The organism is Kribbella sp. NPDC050281, assembly GCF_040655855.1.
Taxonomy (GTDB): Bacteria; Actinomycetota; Actinomycetes; order Propionibacteriales; family Kribbellaceae; genus Kribbella.
In genome coordinates, this window is record NZ_JBFAKS010000005.1 from 148,581 (window position 1) to 167,057 (window position 18,477).

Here is an 18,477-nt window from a genome sequence, read left to right on the forward strand (position 1 = left end):
TAAATTCGTCTATGCGCTGTCCTGCGGGGGGGGGGCCCGCCTGGGCGGGGCGGGCCACGGCCGTCCGGACGGCCGCCGGATCGTTGCCGTCGACACGGTGTCCGGTGAATCCGTACGCCGCCGCGCGCCGCCACAGTTCCGGCTCGCCCACCATCGCGGCGATCGGCGTCAGTTCGGAGTAGCCGTTGTTCTCGCAGACGAACAGGACCGGCAAGCGCAACGCCGCCGCCATGTTCATCCCCTCGTGCACCGCGCCCTGGTTCATCGCGCCGTCACCGAACACGGCGACAGCCAGGCGATCGTCACCGCGGACCCGAGCCGCGAGGGCGGCGCCGACAGCGATCGGCACGCCGGCGCCGACGATCGAGTTCTCGCCGTGGAAACCGTACTCGGGTGCAGTGAAGTACGCAGAGCCGCCGCGACCCCCGTTCACGCCAGTGCTGCGGCCGAGCAGCTCTGCGAACATCTCCTCAGCCGGCACTCCGCGGGCCATGGCCCAGCCATGCCCGCGGTAGGTGGCGAACAGCGCGTCATCAGGCCTGAGCTCGGTGCAGGTCCCGACCGGCCCCGCCTCCTGACCGATGCACAGGTGCACCGAGCCGACGATCGCGTCCGCGAGCCGAAGTTCACGCACCTTCTCCTCGAAGGCCCGGATCCGCCACATCGCCCGCAGATCCGCGAGCCGCACCACCAGCTCCGGGTCGCTCATACGCCCTCCCTTGTGATCAGTTCCTTGCGGGTCTGCTGCCAGTCGGTGATCGCGGCCCCGCAGATCGCGGCAGCTTCACCCAGATACGACTCGGGTGCAATGTCGAGGGGACCGACGCCGGCGCGCTGCTCGGGTGTCAGCAGAGCCTGGAACTCGGTGGCGAGGTCCGTGCCGCCGGAGCGGGCCTGCTTGGCAGCCTGGTAGGCCAGGTCGAACGCGCCCGCGCGGCCGAGGACGTCGGTCAGCTGCATCATCACAGCCTCACTCATCAGCAAGCCGCCGTCGCGGGCGAGGTTGCCGGCCATAGCCTCCGGGAAGACCTGGATGGTTGCCGCGGTGTCAGCCGTGAGCCGTACGGCGGAGGCGCAACTTGCCAGCGTGAGTGGCACGGCGTGCCACTCCACCTGCCACTCGCCCGCGCTGCGCTCGTGACCGGCCTCCATCGCGCGGAGCATGCTGGTCGCGGTCGATCCCGCGGTGATCCCGAAGCCGATGATGGCCTCGCAGATGATGGGGTTGGCCTTCTGCGGCATGGTGGAGGAGGCGCCCCGGTGGTGCCCGTCGCGCTCACGCACTTCGGCGATCTCGGACCGGGACAGGTCGACGATCTCGCGCGCGAAGCGCACGCAGGTCGCCGCGGCCGCGGAACACGTCAGGCAGAAGCGTGCCAGCCGATCCCGGCTCACGTGCCACGGCACGTCGACCGGAGTCAGGCCGAGCCGGCCCGCGAGGGCGTGCCGGACCTGGGCGGCCTGTTCGCCGAGCGCGGCATTCGTGCCGCCGGCTCCGAACAGAGAGACCGCGACGGCCTCGCGCCGAGCCTGGTCGATGTCGCGCGTGTGCCGGGTGACCTCGGCCAGAAACACCGCGAGCTTCGCGCCGAAGGTGGTCGGGACGGCTTGCTGGCCGTGGGTTCGTGCGGCCATCACTGTCCCCGCATGCTCCTCGGTCTGCCGGGCGAGCGCTTCGCCGAGATCTGTCAGCAGCCCGAGCAGGCGGCGCGCCGTGCGGTCCAGTTGCAGGGACAGGCCGGTGTCCATGATGTCCTGGGTGGTGGCGCCGTAGTGGACCCGGCCGGCAGGCCCGGCGGGCAGGTTCGCGGCGATCATCCGGACCAGTGGGTGAATCGGATAGCCGACGATGCGGGCCTGGGTCCACAGGCTGTCCAGGTCGATGTTGTCCAGCGTGCACACGGCGGCGATCTGATCGGCGTCGGACCGCGCGATGACTCCGGCGTCGGCCTGTGACTGTGCCAGTGCGGCCTCGACGTCGAGCCATGCCTGCACGGCAGCGTCCTCGCTCCAGATCTCGGCCGTGACGGTGTCGGCGTGCAGCGTGTCGAGCAGGTTGAACCAGCCGACACGGCTTCCGGATGTCTCGTTCATCAGTCCATCTCCAAGCCGCCGTCGACGTTGAGTGCCTGGCCGGTCACGAACGAGGCCAGGTCACTCAGCAGAAAGGCGACCACGTTCGCGACTTCCTTCGGTGTGCCCGTGCGGGCCAACGGTGTGCTGCGTCGCACCTCGTCCAGCCAGCGCTCTCCGGCCCCGACGCCGAAGTGGGCATCCCGATCGCGCATGATCGCGTCCCACATCGCGGTGCGGACGACGCCCGGGCAGACCGCGTTGCAGCGCACCCGGGGTGCGTACGCCAGCGCTGCCGACTTGGTCATCGACAACAAGCCGGCCTTCGACGCGGCGTAGTGCGGCGCGTCCGGGCGGCCGGACCGGGCCGCCACCGAAGCGATCGTGACGATCGCGCCACCGGTCTCGCGCATCGCGGTGGCCGCTGCCTGGGTGACCAGGAACGTCGAGGTGAGGTTGACCGCGAGGATGCGTTCCCAATCCGCTGCGGCGACCTCCGCGAACGGCGTCGTCCGCATGATGCCCGCGCAGTTCACCAGGCCGTCGAGTCCGCCGAGCGTGGCAGCCGCATGTCCGGCCAGCGCACTCGCCTCGGCGGTGTTGGACAGATCCGCCGGCAGGGCGGTGACCTTCCCACTGCCGGCCAGTCCACCGGCCAGCTGGTCCAGGTCATCGGTGCCGATATCGCTGAGAGCGAGCTGCGCCCCGCCCTCGCTCAGCAGCCGTGCGACCGCCGAGCCGATCCCCCCGGCCGCGCCGGTGACGAGGATCCGCCGTCCCTCGAGGTTGCGCACCATGCCTACCAGCCATCCCATCCCGTGGCGGTGACCGCGTCCCACGTCCGTCGGTGAAACATCGGTCAATCGGTTGACGAGCACTGTAGACGAGCCGAACGGCGGCCGACAAGGCGTCCAAATCCGGTTGATTTGCTTGCATTTGACGTATTGACAGTGTAGACGCCGGTCACTAGCGTCTGGCCTCACGCACGAATTGATCAACCGGTTGACCAGAAATCCCAGACAAGTACGTCGACGCCCCGCGACGTCTTGCCGGATCGATCCGTAGCTGTCCCTGAGCCGCCTACCAAGTCCCCCTGAGGACGCACAGAACCATGAGGAGACAGTCATGCCGACCGACCGTGAGACGAACGACCTGGTCCGCCGGGTCGCACGGGGTGAGATGTCCCGGCGAGCCTTCGTGACGCGCGCCGTCGCGCTCGGATTGTCGGCCACCGGCATCGCATCGGTGCTGGCGGCCTGTAGCGGTGGTGACGACGCCACGGGCTCGTCGTTGTCCGGTGCGGTGAAAGGCCCTGCGACGACACCACGCGCCGACGTGCTCTATCCCGACGGGTACGTCGGGCCGATCGCCTCGACCAAGAGCAAGGTCACGACCGATCCGGTGACGCTGAAGGTGGTCGTGCCGGCGGACCCGCTGGTCGGTGACTGGAGCAAGAACCCGTTCACCACCTGGCTCGAACAGCGCACGGGCGTCCACATCGAGTGGCAGACGGTCACCGCCGAGGACACGGTCACCAAGGTCAACGCGATGATCGCGGCCAACGAGCTCCCGGACATCTTCATGTCCATCGGTTTCACGCCGGCCCAGGAGCTGCTCTACGGATCGCAGGGCCTGTTCCAGCCGCTGAACAACTACATCGACGACTACGGCGTCGAGCTGCAGCGAGTGCTGAAGGAATATCCCGACGCCAAGTCGCTGATCACCTCGACCGACAAGAACATCTACTCGCTGCCGAACCTGAACGACTGCTTCCACTGCTCCGCCGGCGCCGACCGGACCTGGATCTTCAAGCCCTGGCTGGACAAACTCGGGCTGAAGATGCCGCAGACGCTCGATGAGTTCGAGCAGGTCCTGCAGGCGTTCAAGTCCGGTGACCCGAACGGCGACGGCAAGCCGGGCGACGAGGTCCCGTTCATGGGCTACTCGTGGGAGGGCATGGACACCTATTTCATGGGGGCGTTCATGTACAACCCGGGCACCCCGTGGCTGGTGCTGAACAACGGCACTGTCGACGTGACCTTCAACAAGCCGCAGTGGCGCGAGGGTCTGAAGTACATGAACAAGCTGGCCAAGCAGGGCCTGCTGCCGAAGGTGAGCTTCACCCAGGACGAGGACGCGCTGAAGCGGCTCGGCAACAAGGCCGGCGCACCGGTGCTGGGCTCGGTGCGGGCGTTCTACCAGGGCTCGTTCGTCAACATCGAGGACAAGGGCGCGAACGCCCGTTGGCGCTCCTACGAGACGGTCCCGCAGCTGGCCGGACCGGACGGCACCCGGGTGGCGGCGTGGAACTACTACGGTGCGGTCACCACCGGGACCATGGTGATCACGAAGGCCTGCAAACACCCGGAGATCGCGTTCATGTGGGCCGACGCCCAGTACGAGCTCGAGGCCGTCCTGCGGTCGACCTCGGGGATGCTCGGCCAGGACTGGAACTGGGCGAAGAAGGGCGAGATCGGGCTGAGTGGCAAGCAGGCGATCTGGACGTCAACGAGCGACTACGGCTCGTCCAAGCTCGACGGCAAGACCTGGAACCAGAAGAGCGTCCAGTACCGCTCGACCGACTTCCGGATGGCGCAGACGGTGGACCAGAAGAATCCGCCGTTCGAGAAGCCGCTGCACGAGTACACCGCACGCGACTACTACGCCTACAAGCAGGACAAGGGGCTCCAGTTGCCGCCGCTCGGTCTGTCCGAGGACCAGGCAGCGCAGGCCGGTGAGATGTCCACCACGATCAACAACTATGTCTCGCAGATGGTGGCCAAGTTCAGCCTCGGCGACGTCGATGTCAACGACGACAAGCAGTGGGACGGCTACCTCGCGACGCTGGACAAGATGGGCCTGAAGAACTACCTGGCCATCCAGCAGGACGCGTACCAGAAGAAGTACAAGTAATCGGCGGAACTGGGGGCGACTCGATGGCAGCAGCGGCGGAGCGCGACAGCGGGCCGGACCGGCTCTTCACTGTGGCGAACTACCTGGTTCTCGGTGTCTTTCTGCTGATGGTTCTGTACCCGTTGACGTACATCGTCAGCGCGTCCCTGAGCGATCCGCAGGCGGTGGCCGCCGGCAAGGTCTGGCTGTGGCCAGTGAACTTCGACCTCGACGGCTACAAGGTGATCTTCGAGTACAAGTCGATCGCGAGAGGATTCGCGAACTCGATCTTCTACGCGGTCGTCGGGGCGGTGTTCAGTGTCGTCGTCACACTGCTCGCGGCGTACCCGTTGTCGCGCCGCGACCTGTACGGTCGCGGCCTGATCACGGCGTACTTCGTGTTCCCGATGCTGTTCAGTGGCGGCATGATCCCGACCTACCTGGTCGTTCAGCAGACTCACCTGCTGAACACCCGGTGGGCCCTGATCGTGCCGACCGCGCTGGGGATCTGGAACGTCATCATCACCCGCACGTACTTCCAGATGACGATCCCGGACGAGCTGCTCGAGGCGGCGCGGGTCGACGGCTGCGACGACTTCAGGTTCTTCCTCCGGGTCGTCCTGCCGTTGTCCAAGCCGATCATCGCGGTCAACGCACTGCTGTACGCCGTCGGTCAGTGGAACCAGTTCTTCAACGCACTGATCTACCTGACCGACGACCAGCTGTTCCCACTCCAACTGGTACTGCGGCAGATCCTGGTCCAGAACACCGTCGATCCGAGCCAGCTGAGTGACCCGACGGCGCTCGCTCGCCAGGAACATCTGCGCGACCTGGTGAAGTACAGCCTGATCGTGGTCAGCAGCCTGCCGCCGTTGCTCGCGTATCCGTTCGTGCAGAAGTACTTCGTCAAGGGCCTGATGATCGGGTCGCTGAAGGGCTGACTGATGACCACTGTGCTGTCGTCGCGTCGCGACCAGAAGGCGGACAGCGCCGCGGCCCCGCCCCGGCCGCGCCGGCGGGTCCGCGTGCTGCGCGAGCTCAAGCGCTGCTGGCAGCTGTACGTCATGCTCGCGGTGCCGATGCTGTTGCTTGCCATCTACAACTACTGGCCGATGTACGGCGTCCAGATCGCGTTCCGCGACTACAACGTCGTCGACGGGATCACCGGCAGTCCGTGGGCCGGCCTCAAGTACTTCCAGCGGTTCGTGGAGTCGTACCAGTTCTGGCCAGTGGTGAAGAACACGATCGTGCTCAACATCTACGAGTTGGTGGCCACGTTCCCGTTGCCCATCGTGCTCGCGATCGGGCTGAACTACGTACGGCGGCGGTGGTTCGGCCGAACCGTGCAGATGGTCACCTACGCCCCGCACTTCATCTCCACCGTGATCGTCGTCGGGATGGTGTTCGTGCTCGCGGACCCGAACACCGGACTGCTCAACGCCCTCCTGCACCTGGTCGGCCTGGGCCCGATCGATGTGACGTCGCCGGGCTGGTTCCGGCACGTGTACGTGTGGTCCGGCGCGTGGCAGAGCGTGGGGTTCTCGGCGGTGGTCTACCTCGCCGCGCTGAGCGGGATCGATCCGCAGTTGTACGAGGCGGCCGTCATCGACGGCGCGTCGAAGCTGCGCCGGATCTGGCACATCGACCTCCCCGGCATCGCGCCGGTGGCGGTCATCCTGTTCGTCCTCACCATGGGGTCGATGTTCACGCTCGGGTTCGAGAAGGTCCTGTTGCTGCAGAACCCGTTGAACTTCGGCGTGTCAGAGGTCATCGACACGTATGTCTACAAGGTGGGTCTGGCGTCCGACATCCCGCAGTACTCCTATGCGACGGCGATCGGGCTGTTCAAATCCATCCTCGCCCTCGTGCTCATGCTGTCGGCCAACAAGATCGCCCGGAAGACGTCAGGCTGGAGCCTGTGGTGACGCACGCCTGCCAGTAGGTCCAGCACTCACCGAAGTCCGCCCATTCTTCGTGAGGTTGTCATGCTCAGAAAGCTCATCACGTCTGCATCCGTCTTTGCTCTGACATCGATATCACTGATGGCCGTGACCGGCGCACCGGCGTACGCGGCCTCGGTGTACTACGTCGACGCCGCGACCGGCAGCGACAGCACCGGATCCGGCAGCTCGGCCAGCCCCTGGAAGACCATCGGCAAGGCGGCGTCGGTGGCCGGGGCGGGCGACACCGTCAAGATCCGGTCCGGCACGTACCGCGAGACGGTGCGGCCGGCGAACAGCGGTACGACGGCCGCGCCGATCACGTTCGAGCCCGACTCCGGCGCCGACGTGACAGTGAGCGGCGCCGACCTGCTGACCAGCTCCTGGACCGCGCAGGGCAACGACATCTACCGCTCCACCGCGAATCTGCCGATGGGGCACTTCCTCGACCAGGTGTACGTCGACGGGGTCGCGAACAACCTGGCCCGATCCCCGAACACCCCGGTCGGCAACAACTACGACCCGGCCTTGTGGAACCGGAACCCGTCGGCGTCGAACCAGAACCTGCTCAACGACCCGGTGAACCTCGATCAGCCGGCCGGCACGTGGGACGGCGCCGCGGTGTTCGCCGAGGACTCCGGATCCTGGAACTTCAGCAGCGTGCTGGTCGACCACTCCACCCCCGGCAACCTGAACCTCAAGCGCGACCAGAAGTCGTATCAGCTCAAGCTGTCCGGCTACGACAACACCCTGCAGCTCGTCGGCCCGGGCGGGGTCCTCGGCACGTACGGGCTGACGGTCGTGCCGAACGCGACGTACAACCTCAAGGTCGTGACCGCCGGCAGCTCGATCCAGGTCTTCGTGAACAACGGCGCGACCCCGGTGATCGCGGTGACGAACTCCGATCTTGCCGAGGGGAGCTTCGGGCTGGGGCTGGAGTCGAACAGCGGGTCGGCCGCGGCCAAGGGTGAGTTCGCCAACGTCAACGCCACGATCACCAGCCAGGACACCAACCAGGCGTCGGGCCGGCACACCGCGACCTTCGCCAGCAACATCCGCGGCTGGTCGATGCCGGTCGACACCGGCTGGTGGGAGACCGACGGGTCCGTGCTGAAGGGCACGACGCAGCCCCAGGTGGGTGCGACCACGGCTCGGTACGAGACACCGACGACGGCCAAGAACTTCAGCTACTCGGCCGACGTCAAGCTGACCTCGGCCGGGATCGCGACGATGACCTTCCGCAAGGAGATGCAGCCGGGCTGGATCGTCGACCTGGCCAACTGGGGGTACGGCGGCGGCGAGGACGGCACGGAGTACTTCGTCATGGGCAAGCTCGCGGCGCTCGACTACCCGGGGGAGTGGTACTTCGACAAGGCCGCGGGCCAGCTGTCCCTGCGGACCACCGGTAGCGACAATCCCGCCGGCCATACGATCGAGTACAAGGCACGCAACCTGGCCTTCGACCTGTACAGCCGCTCGAACGTGGTGGTCAAGGGTGTCAAGGTGTTCGCCGCCTCGATCGACACGACCGACGGTTCGAACGACGTGATCGACGGCATCAGTGCCAAGTACGTCACCGACTACTACCTGCAGAACGGCTGGACGTCCGGCATCTGCCTGTGCGGTACGAACGGCACGCTCAAGAACAGCGAGATCGCCTACTCGTCCGGATCGCTGGTGACGCTGCAGAAGGACGACAACAAGCTCGTCAACAACTCGATCCACGACGCGACGTACGGCGGGTTCGTCTTCAACTCCGCGATCGAGTTGCTCGGCAAGGGCCATCTGGTCAGCAACAACAACGTCTACCATTCCGGGCGGTCGCTGATCGGCGGTGAGTTCTTCGCCAACATCATCCAGTACAACGACTTCCATCACGGCAACTACTTCGCCCATGACACCGGGATGCTCTACACCGCGCACAACGATCTGGGCAACTCCGAGATCCACCACAACTACTGGCACGACAACGTCCATCGCAGCAACGGGGAAGGCGACTGGACCGGCGGGATCTATCTGGACGAGTCGTCGGCGAACGCGCTGATCTACGACAACGTGACCTGGAACCTCACCTGGGAAGGCATCGTCGCGAACCATCTGTCCAACTTCGTCCAGATCTACAACAACACGACGTACAACAACTCCGGCATCCGGGTCTCCGAGCCGACGTACGGCATCGACGCGTACGGCGACCGGATCCAGAACAACATCGCGACCAACGAGCTCGGGACCGGAGCGACCGCGATCGGCGCGGTCTTCGGCAACAACTTCCCGCTCGGCGGCGACCCGCAGTACGTCGATGCCCTGCGCAACGACCTGCACCTGCGGTCGGCGTCGGCCGCACGTAACGCCGCAACCCCGATCCGAGGGATCACCGAAGGATTCGAGGGATCCGCTCCCGACATCGGCGCGTACGAGGTCGGCGGCGCGGACTGGACCGCCGGACAGAACCTCGAGAACCCACCGATCGTTTCCTACCAGCCGGTCGACACAGACTACGAGAACCTCGCGGTCAACGGCAGCCTCGACCTCAACCGGATGCAGCACCCACAGATGAACAGCCTGTACGGCTGGACCCGGACCGGATCGGGCACCGCGCAGCCGGTGCTGGACGTCAACGGCGGCACACTGTCGAGCCGGTTCAAGTCCGAGACCGGTGTCGCGCTCGGCACCGGAGCCGACGGCATTGAACAGACCATCACCGGCCTGTCGCCGAACACGACGTACGAGGTCCGGGGATATCTGCGCGCAGAGGCGGCCGGCCAGACGGTCCGGCTCGGGGTGAAGAACTACGGCGGCACCGACACCGGCCTGGACGAGAGCGGGACGGCGTGGGGCGAGAAGACCTTCACCTTCACCACCGGCGCGGCCGCCACCAGCGCGACGGTCTACGCGAGTAAGTCGACGACTGGTGGCTATGCGTTCGTCGACGACATCATGGTGCACGCGACGGCGCCGACCCCGAAGCCGATGCTGCGCGTGAGCGACGTCTCGGTCGCCGAGGGCGACTCGGGGACCAGGTCCGCGTCCTTCAAGGTCACCCTGAGTCCGGTGAGCACGGGCACGGTGACTGTCCCGTACTCCACCGCCGACGGTACTGCGACCGCACCGAACGACTACGCGGCGACGAGCGGGACGCTGACCTTCGCTCCGGGCGCGGCGAGCACATTGGTGACCGTACCGGTCGTCGGCGACACCTTGGTGGAACCGGACCAGTCGTTCGCCCTCAAGCTCTCCACCCCGGCGGGCGCGACCATCGCCGACGGCATCGGAGTCGGCACGATCGTGGCGGACGACGCATCGATCGGCACCGTCAGCATCAACGACCACACCACCGGAACCGGGCTCAACCAGTTCGACTTCCGCGGGAACTGGCCGACCAACACGAACAGCACGGCGTACCAGAACGACGTGACGTTCGCGGACCGCACCGACGACTACTACCTGGTCCGGTTCATCGGCACCCAGGTCAAGCTGATCACCGAGAAGGACACGGTGATGGGGATCGCGGCCGTGTCGGTCGACAGTGGGCCGGAGACGATGGTCGACCTCTACGCTTCGGTGCACGCCGGCCAGCAACTCGTGTACACCAGTCCGCTCCTCGGTTCCGGACAACACGTGCTGAAGGTCCGGATCACCGGCACCAAGAACGCCGGTGCGAGCTGGACCTGGACGACTGCGGACCGGGTCGACGTCATCAACGCGCCGGTCACCACCACCTCGGTGAACGACCACACGGTCGGCACCGGGCTCAACCAGTTCGAGTTCGTCGGGAACTGGGCGACCAACACCAATGCCACGGCCTACCAGAGTGATGTGACGTTCTCGGACCGGGCCGACGACTACTACCAGGTCCGCTTCGCCGGCACGCAGGTCAACGTCTACTCCGAGCGGGACACGACCATGGGGATCGCCGCGATCTCCGTCGACGGTGGGGCCGAGACGCTGATCGACAACTACGCGACGACCCACGCCGGCAACGTCTTGGTCTACTCGAGCCCACCGCTGACGCCCGGTCAGCACAGTGTGAAGGTCCGCGTCACCGGGACGAAGAACGCCGGCGCGAGCTGGACGTGGCACGTCGCGGACCGTGTCGAGGTGTTCTCGTGAGGCAGGAGCATGGCTCCCGGACAACAAGGGGTGGACTGATGCGAAGGAAGAGAACAGCGTCTGTCGTGGCCGGTCTGGCCGCGCTCGCGCTGGTATCGGGATCCGCAGTCGTCGCCGTGGCCGCACCGGCCGCGGCAGTGGGGACTGCGTACTATGTCGACGCGGCCAGGGGTAACGACACCAAGGGCAACGGCAGCGCGCAGAAGCCGTGGAAGACGATCAGCAAGGCCGCGGCGCAGGCTGGGGCAGGCGACACCGTCAAGATCCGGTCCGGCACCTATCGCGAGACCGTCCGGCCGAAGAACTCCGGCACGTCCGGCCGGCCGATCACCTTCGAGCCCGACAACGGTGCGAAGGTCACCGTCAGCGGAGCCGATCTGCTGACCGGATCATGGTCGGCGACCCACGACAGCATCTACCGCGTGCCGGCCTCGCTGCCGATGGGCGATTTCCTCGACCAGGTGTACGTCGACGGAGTGGCGAACAACCTCGCCCGGTCGCCGAACACCCCCGTCGGGAACCTGTACGACCCGAACCTGTGGGACCGCGACGCAGCGGGATCGACCGGCAGTCTGCTGCACGATCCCGTGAACCTGAACCAGCCGGCCGGGACCTGGGACGGGGCGGCGTTGTTCGTCGAGGACGCCGGCGCCTGGAACTTCAGCAGCGTGCTGGTCAAGAACTCGACTCCCGGTGACCTGCACCTCGACAGGTCGCAGGACAAGTACCAGGTGAAGCTCTCCACGTACGACGACACCGTGACCCTGTACGGCCCGGGTGGCGTGCTGGGATCGAACAGCATGCCGATCTCTCCGGACACGACGTACCACGTCGAGGTCAGTGCGATCGGCGGCAACATCGTGGTGTCGGTCGACGGAGACAAGGTCATCTCGGTCTCGGGAGCCACGATCGCCGAAGGCACGTTCGGGTTCGCGGTCGAGTCGGACAGCGCCGACGTGGCCGCGCGGGCCGACTTCACGAACGTCGACGCCCAGATCCTCAGCACCAACCCCGCCCACGAGCCGACGGGACTGGTCGCTCCGACCTTCGCGAGCAACATCAACGGGTGGGTCAAGGGGGAGGAGACCGGCTGGTGGGAGTCCGACGGCACGAGTATGCACGGCTTCACGCAACCGCAGTCCAAGGGGACCATCGCGCAGTACGAGACCAGCAAGCCTGCCAAGGACTTCGTCTACTCGGCTGACCTGAAGCCGACCACCGAAGGTGTGGTGTCGCTGAGTTTCCGCAAGGAGTTGTCGAAGGGCTACGTGATCGACCTGGCCGACTGGGGACTCGGCGGGTCGGAGTACTTCATCATGGGCAAGCTCGCCGCGCTGGATTACCCGGGTGAGTGGTTCTACGACAAGACCGCGCGCCAGCTCTACCTGCGCACCACGGGGAGCGACAGCCCGAAGCGGCACAGGATCGAGTACAAGGCGCGCGACCTGGGCTTCGACCTGACCGAGCGGTCGAACATGGTTGTCAAGGGCATCAATCTGTTCGCGGCCACGATCGACACCGCGCGCGGCTCGGACAACGTCATCGACGGCATCGACGCCAAGTACCCCAACGACTACAACCTCCAGTGGGGCGCGGGGCGTGGTGGCGGCATCTGTGTGTGCGGTACCCGAGACACCCTGAAGAACAGCGAGATCGCGTACGCCTCCGGCTCGCTGGTGACAGTGGGGGGTCAGCACAACAAGCTGGTCAACAACCTGATCCACGACGGCACCTACGGCGGGATCGTGTTCAACTCCGCGATCGAGGTGACCGGACTCGGCCACCTGATCAGCAACAACACCGTCTACAACTCCGGTCGGTCCCTGATCGGCGGCGAGTTCCATTCGTCGATCATCCAGTACAACGACTTCTCCCAGGGCGACTACTTCGCCCACGACACCGGTCTGCTGTACGTCGCGCACAATGACCTGGGTCACTCCGAGATCCATCACAACTACTTCCACGACAACGCTCACCGCAGCAACGGCGAGGGTGACTACACCTGCGGCATCTATCTGGACGAGTCCTCGGCCAACGCACTGGTGTACGACAACGTGACCTGGAACATCAGTTGGCAGGGCATCGTCGTGAACCGGCTGTCGAACTTCGTCCAGGTGTACAACAACACGACGTACAACCACAGCGGCATCCAGGTCTCGGAGCCGACGTACGGCCTGGACGCGTACGGCGACCGGATCGTGAACAACATCGTGGTCGACGGGATCGGCACCGGCGCCTCGAACATCGGCGCGGTGTTCAGCAACAACCTGGACCAGGGCGACCCGGGGTTCGCCGACCCGGCCGCGCACGACTTCCAGCTGGCGCCCGGCTCACCCGCCCGGGACCGGGGCACGCCGATTCGGGGCATCACCGACGGCTTCACCGGTAGCGCGCCCGACATCGGCGCGTTCGAGGCCGGCGGCGCGACCTGGACGGCCGGGTACGACCCCACCGACCCACCGGACCCGCAGTTCGGGTTCCTCGACACCGACTACACGGATCTGATGGTCAACGGCAGCCTCGACCTGAACCGGATCGGACAGCCGACGATCAACAGCCTGTTCGGCTGGACCCGGACCCATGACAAGACCGCGCAGCCGACGTACGACCATGCCGACGGCGCGGTGACGGCCCGGTACCACTTCAAGACCGGGATCGCGCTCGGTACCGGGGAGGACGGCATCGAGCAGACGGTCACCGGCTTGACGCCCAACACGACGTACAAGATCAGGGGCTTCCTGCGGGCGAATTCCGACGGACAGACGGTCCGGCTCGGCGTGAAGGACTACGGCGGACCCGAGGTCTACGAGGAGCAGAGCGCGACGTCGTGGACCGACAAGACCATCACGTTCGCGACGGGTCCGAACAGCACCAGTGCGACGATCTACGGCTACAAGCCGACGACCGGCGGCTACGCGTGGGTGGACGACATCTACATGTACGCGCCGCCGATGTCGCTGGACATCAGCGACGCGGCCGTTCCCGAAGGCAATTCCGGTACGTCGACGGCCACTGTCCGTGTGACCCTGACTCCGGCCAGCGCCGGTCCCGTGACGGTCGACTACACCACGGCCGACGACACAGCGGTCGCGGGACAGGACTACCTCTCCACCAGCGGGACGCTGACGTTCGCACCGGGTGAGACCACCAAGGACATCCCGGTCACGATCACAGGCGACACCACCGACGAACCGGACGAGCGATTCTTCGTGAACCTGTCCAATGCGACCGGCGGAGCGGCGATCCACGACGGTTCGGCCTTCGTCACCGTGTCCAACGACGAGCCGCCGCCGGACGGCGTCGTCCGGGTCAACGATCACACGACCGGGACCGGGCTCAACCAGTTCGAGTTCGTCGGGGGATGGGGCGTGAACGCCAACGCGTCGGCGTACCAGAACGACGTGACGTTCTCGAATGTGAGCGGCGACTACTACCAGGTGCGGTTCAGCGGCACGCAGGTCAAGCTCTACTCCGAGTTGGGCAGCGTGATGGGGATCGTCGGGGTCACGGTCGACGGTGGCGCGGAGACGCTGGTGGACAACTACTCGGCGACCTCGGCCGGTCAGGTACTGCGCTACACCAGCCCGGTGCTGCCGGCCGGTGACCACCTCCTGAAGGTACGGATCACCGGGACGAAGAACGACAACGCGGCCGGCACCTGGACGGTCGCGGACCGGGTCGACATCACGACCTGACTCGAGGTTCCCCGGGGCCGGGCCGGCCCCGGGGAAGCCACCACTGAACGGAGCGACTCTTGAGCAGGTTGACGTACGACGCACAGTCGTTCAGCCACGACGGCGAGCGGATCTGGATCGTCGGCGGTGAGGTGCACTACTTTCGGCATCCCCGGGCCGAATGGCGTGACGTGCTGCTGCGGGCCAGGAACGCCGGGCTCAACACGATCGCGACGTACGTGCCCTGGAACTTCCACGAGCAGGTGGAAGGCACGGTCGACTTCGAGGGCGACAAGGACCTCGCCCACTACATCGACCTGATCGCCGAGCTGGGGATGTGGGCGATGGTGCGTCCGGGTCCGTACATCTGCAGCGAGTGGGACGGGGGCGGACTGCCGGCTTGGCTGTGCGCACGGCCGGTCCGGCGGTTCCGGGAGGACGACCCGGTCTACCTGGCTGCGGTGGAAAGCTGGTTCGGCCGGCTGTTGCCGATTGTCAGCGCGCGCCAGGCGACCAACGGCGGTCCGGTCCTCACAGTCCAGAACGAGAACGAGTATCCCGGCGGATGGGACGACTCGATGCGCCGCTACGTGCACAAGCTGACGGACCTGTTCCGCAAGCACGGCATCGACGTACCGATCCTCGCCTGCAACGTGCATGCGGCCGGACCGACGACCGTGAAGATCAACAACTCCACCGACCCGGCCGACCAGATCCTCGACCCGGACCTGATTCTCACCTACAACCACCACACCGAGGTCGATCAGGTCGAAGACTTCCGGGCCAAGCAGCCGGACGCTCCGCTGATCGTCTCCGAGTTCTGGTCGGGCGCGCCGTACTACTGGGGCGAACCGGCCACCGACTGGCCGGACGCGGCGTCGCTGGCGCGGGCAGCGAACGAGTACACGTCGGCCGGAACCCAACTCGTCTACTACATGTTCGAGGGCGGCACGAACTTCGGATTCTGGGCCGGCAACAACATCGTCACCTCGTACGCGTCCGGCTACCCGGTCGGCGAGGGCGGACAGCTGACCGAGAAGTACTACGCCATCCGCCCGCCGAATCTGTTCGCGAACCAGTTCGCCGAGTTCCTTGCCGACAGCAACGAGATCGCCGGTGAGTGGGTCGTCGAAGGTGCGCGCGTGGTCGCACGACGGTCCGGTAGGGGAGACCTGCTGTTCGTCTCCACCGCCGACGGGCGGGCCGAACTTGTCCTGACACTCGCCGACGGGCGGTCGCTACCGGTATCGCTGGGTGAGGTGCGGGCGGCCGTGCTACCGGTGAACCTCGCCGTGTTCGACGGCGTCACCATCGACTACGGGAACCTGTCGCTGCTGGTACGCGACGAGGCCCGGCGGACGGTGGTGCTGTACGGCCCGGCCGGCACCGACGGTGTCGTCAGCGTCAACGGCGAGGAGCTCGTGATCCCGGTGCGCCGCCGCGCCGTCGAGCACCGCGCCGTCGAGCACAGCGCCGTCGGGCACCGGTCTGCGGGCGATGTCGTTCTGGTCGTCGTCGACGAGGAGATGGCTCGGCGTTGCTGGCTCGCCGGCGGCCAGGTCGTCTTCGGCCCGGACTACGTGGGGGACGGCGACTCGCTCGACGTCATGGTCAGCGCCGGCTCGCCACCGGTCGTCAGCCTGGACCGGACCGGGCGGCCGGTGCCGCATCGGTGTGAGCCGATGGAGCACGACTCGAGTCCGCCCGAGCTGTCCGGATGGCGCGAGTCTCCGGCCGGCCTGGACCCCTCGTCCGGGTGGCTCACGCTGACCGAACCGGTGTCCCACGAGCGCCTCGGAGTCACGCAGGGATACGTGTGGTACGCGGCCGAGGTGGAGTCCGCGGAAGCCGGCGTACGGAATCTGCTGCTCACTCAGGCCCCGAACCGGGTCTCGGTCTGGGTGAACGGGACGTACAACGGCACCCATGCCGCTCGGCGCTCGGTGCGGATGCGGGACGAGTACGCGCATCCGGCCGACTGGGCCTTCGAGCAACTGCCGGTGACGCTGGATGCGGGGACGAACCGGCTGGTCTTCCTCTCCGACGACCTCGGGCACAACTACGACGTACCGGTTCCGGTCGGCATCCAGGGCCCGGTGTTCGCAGGGTCTCGCCGCATCGAGATCGCCGGTGTCCAGGAGATCGAGCCGCAACCGGTGTCCGCCGAGGCGTTCGGCTTCCTCTACGACACCTTTTACCGCACGCCGGAGCCGCTGCCGGCGGTCGAGTTCGACTTGACGCTCGGGCCGGACGAGGAGGCGTTGGTAGTGCTCCACGGCGTGCACGCGTGGGTACACGCCGGCGGCGTCGAGGTGCCGCCGATGTCGTTCCCGGAATCGCCGTGGACGATGTTCTCCGCGATCAAGCGCTGGCTCAGCTGGCAGATCCCGCACAGCGCCGGCAAGGTCCGGATGCAGTACGCCGGCTGCTCGGTGGGGGCCGTCCTGGACGAGCTGGTCGTGACGGTCCGGGTCCAGTACACCGGGTGCTCGGCGCAGGACGTCCTGGACAACCTTGCCGTGTACGCCGTTCCGGCGCGGGGTCGCTGCGTCAACTGGCAGTGGCGGCGCTGGGAAGCAGACCCCGGCGCGGCCGGGACGGCCGTGACGACGGGAGCCGTCGACAGCAGTGTGCTGGTCCTGCTGCCCGCAGGGGCGCGGCTCGCGCCGAAGAATCGGGTGCTGTCGCCGTCGTGGTTCGAGACGCGGTTCCCGATGCCTGCCGGCAATCAGCCGGTCTACCTCGACATCGGTGCGCTCGACAAAGGCCAGATCTTCCTGAACGGTCGCAATGCCGGCCGGTACTGGCGGTCCGGTGGTGCCCAGCAGTCGTACTACCTGCCGCGAAGCTGGATGGGCGACGACAACCGGCTGGTCGTCTTCGACGAGCTCGGCTGCCGGCCGCACCACGCCCGGCTGGTGTACGGCGACGCCGGGCGCTGGACCGAGGTACGTCTGTCGGCGGACTGAACGCCGTACTACGAGAGAAGGGAGCCACCGATGACCGTGTCGGCACAGCAGCGCACATCGGCGCTGGCGCAGTACGAACGCGACGGATACATGATTTTCAGGGACGTCGTCGACCCCGAGCTCGTTGCGGAGGCCAACGACCATGTCGCGTGGCTGCAGCAACGCCACCCCGACGTACGGCCCGAAGATCTCGGGCACTTGTACGTCAAGGACGATCCGTTCTGGGTCCGGCTGATCGGCGACCACCGGCTGCTCGACATCGCCGAGTTGTTCGTCGGCCCCGACATCGCTCTGTTCGCATCGCACTACATCAGCAAGCCGCCGTACTCCGGCAAGGCGGTGCTGTGGCACCAGGACGGATCTCTGTGGCCGCTCGATCCGATCGAGGTGGTGACGTTGTGGCTGGCCGTCGACCACTCGACCCCGGCGAACGGCTGCGTACGACTCATCCCCGGCAGTCACAAGAACGATTTCAGCGAGGTGCTGCTCAACGATCGGGTCGACAATGTCCTCGGCCTGGAGATCGCGTCCAAGGACGTCGACGAGTCCCGTGCCGTCGACATGGTGCTGGCCCCCGGCGACGTCGAAGTCCACCATCCGAACATCATTCACGGCAGCAACGCGAACACCTCGCCGAATCGGCGCTGTGGTCTCACCATCCGCTACATCCCGACCTCCACCAAGATCACCGGAGACGAGCAACCGTTCCCGAGTGCGTTCCTGCTGCGCGGCCGGCCGGGCGTCAACGCCTACAACCCGCGCCCTCGTTACATCGCCGGTCGGCATCTGCCGTTCCGCGGTTCCGACGCCTGGAAGTGA

The 18,477-nt window shown here is 66.5% G+C and carries 10 protein-coding genes; 7 read left to right on the plus strand and 3 right to left on the minus strand.

What is annotated here, in order from left to right; translation table 11 throughout:
- From AB0I34_RS07860 to AB0I34_RS07870, 3 genes are all read right to left on the minus strand, one after another.
- Positions 1 to 709, minus strand: a 709-nt coding sequence (locus AB0I34_RS07860) for a thiamine pyrophosphate-dependent dehydrogenase E1 component subunit alpha (RefSeq protein WP_360441228.1), incomplete at its 3' end; no start/stop codon positions are given.
- Positions 706 to 2,094: an adenylosuccinate lyase family protein gene (locus AB0I34_RS07865; RefSeq protein WP_360441231.1), complete on the minus strand. Its 1,389-nt coding sequence runs from the start codon at positions 2,092 to 2,094 to the stop codon at positions 706 to 708. The genes AB0I34_RS07865 and AB0I34_RS07860, both read right to left, overlap by 4 nt.
- Positions 2,094 to 2,888, minus strand: a complete 795-nt coding sequence (locus AB0I34_RS07870) for an SDR family NAD(P)-dependent oxidoreductase (protein WP_360441234.1) — start codon at positions 2,886 to 2,888, stop codon at positions 2,094 to 2,096. Before AB0I34_RS07870 ends, AB0I34_RS07865 begins: the two co-directional genes overlap by 1 nt.
- 310 nt (positions 2,889 to 3,198) lie before the next feature.
- On the opposite strand from AB0I34_RS07870, the gene AB0I34_RS07875 reads away from it, so the two are divergent.
- The 7 genes from AB0I34_RS07875 (at position 3,199) to AB0I34_RS07905 (ending at position 18,477) form a co-directional block, all read left to right on the plus strand.
- The gene (locus tag AB0I34_RS07875) at positions 3,199 to 4,986 is read left to right on the plus strand and encodes an extracellular solute-binding protein (RefSeq protein WP_360441237.1); all 1,788 of its coding nucleotides are present in this window, start codon (positions 3,199 to 3,201) and stop codon (positions 4,984 to 4,986) included.
- A gap of 23 nt (positions 4,987 to 5,009) precedes the next feature.
- On the plus strand, positions 5,010 to 5,906 hold the full coding sequence (locus AB0I34_RS07880) for a carbohydrate ABC transporter permease (RefSeq protein ID WP_360441240.1): 897 nt from the start codon (positions 5,010 to 5,012) through the stop codon (positions 5,904 to 5,906).
- Between the two features lie 3 nt (positions 5,907 to 5,909).
- The gene (locus tag AB0I34_RS07885) at positions 5,910 to 6,890 is read left to right on the plus strand and encodes an ABC transporter permease subunit (RefSeq protein WP_360441243.1); all 981 of its coding nucleotides are present in this window, start codon (positions 5,910 to 5,912) and stop codon (positions 6,888 to 6,890) included.
- A gap of 117 nt (positions 6,891 to 7,007) precedes the next feature.
- Positions 7,008 to 11,015 (plus strand): Calx-beta domain-containing protein, encoded by a 4,008-nt coding sequence (locus AB0I34_RS07890; protein WP_360441246.1) that lies wholly within the window; start codon positions 7,008 to 7,010, stop codon positions 11,013 to 11,015.
- Positions 11,016 to 11,053: 38 nt separating this feature from the next.
- A complete protein-coding gene (locus AB0I34_RS07895; RefSeq protein WP_360441249.1) occupies positions 11,054 to 14,710 on the plus strand; it encodes a Calx-beta domain-containing protein in 3,657 nt (1,218 codons plus the stop codon).
- A 59-nt stretch (positions 14,711 to 14,769) separates the two neighbouring features.
- Positions 14,770 to 17,658 carry a beta-galactosidase gene (locus AB0I34_RS07900; protein WP_360441252.1) on the plus strand — a complete coding sequence of 963 codons (2,889 nt, stop codon included), beginning with the start codon at positions 14,770 to 14,772 and terminating at the stop codon, positions 17,656 to 17,658.
- Positions 17,659 to 17,688: 30 nt separating this feature from the next.
- Entirely contained in the window at positions 17,689 to 18,477 is a 789-nt protein-coding gene (locus AB0I34_RS07905) for a phytanoyl-CoA dioxygenase family protein (RefSeq protein WP_360441255.1), read from the plus strand.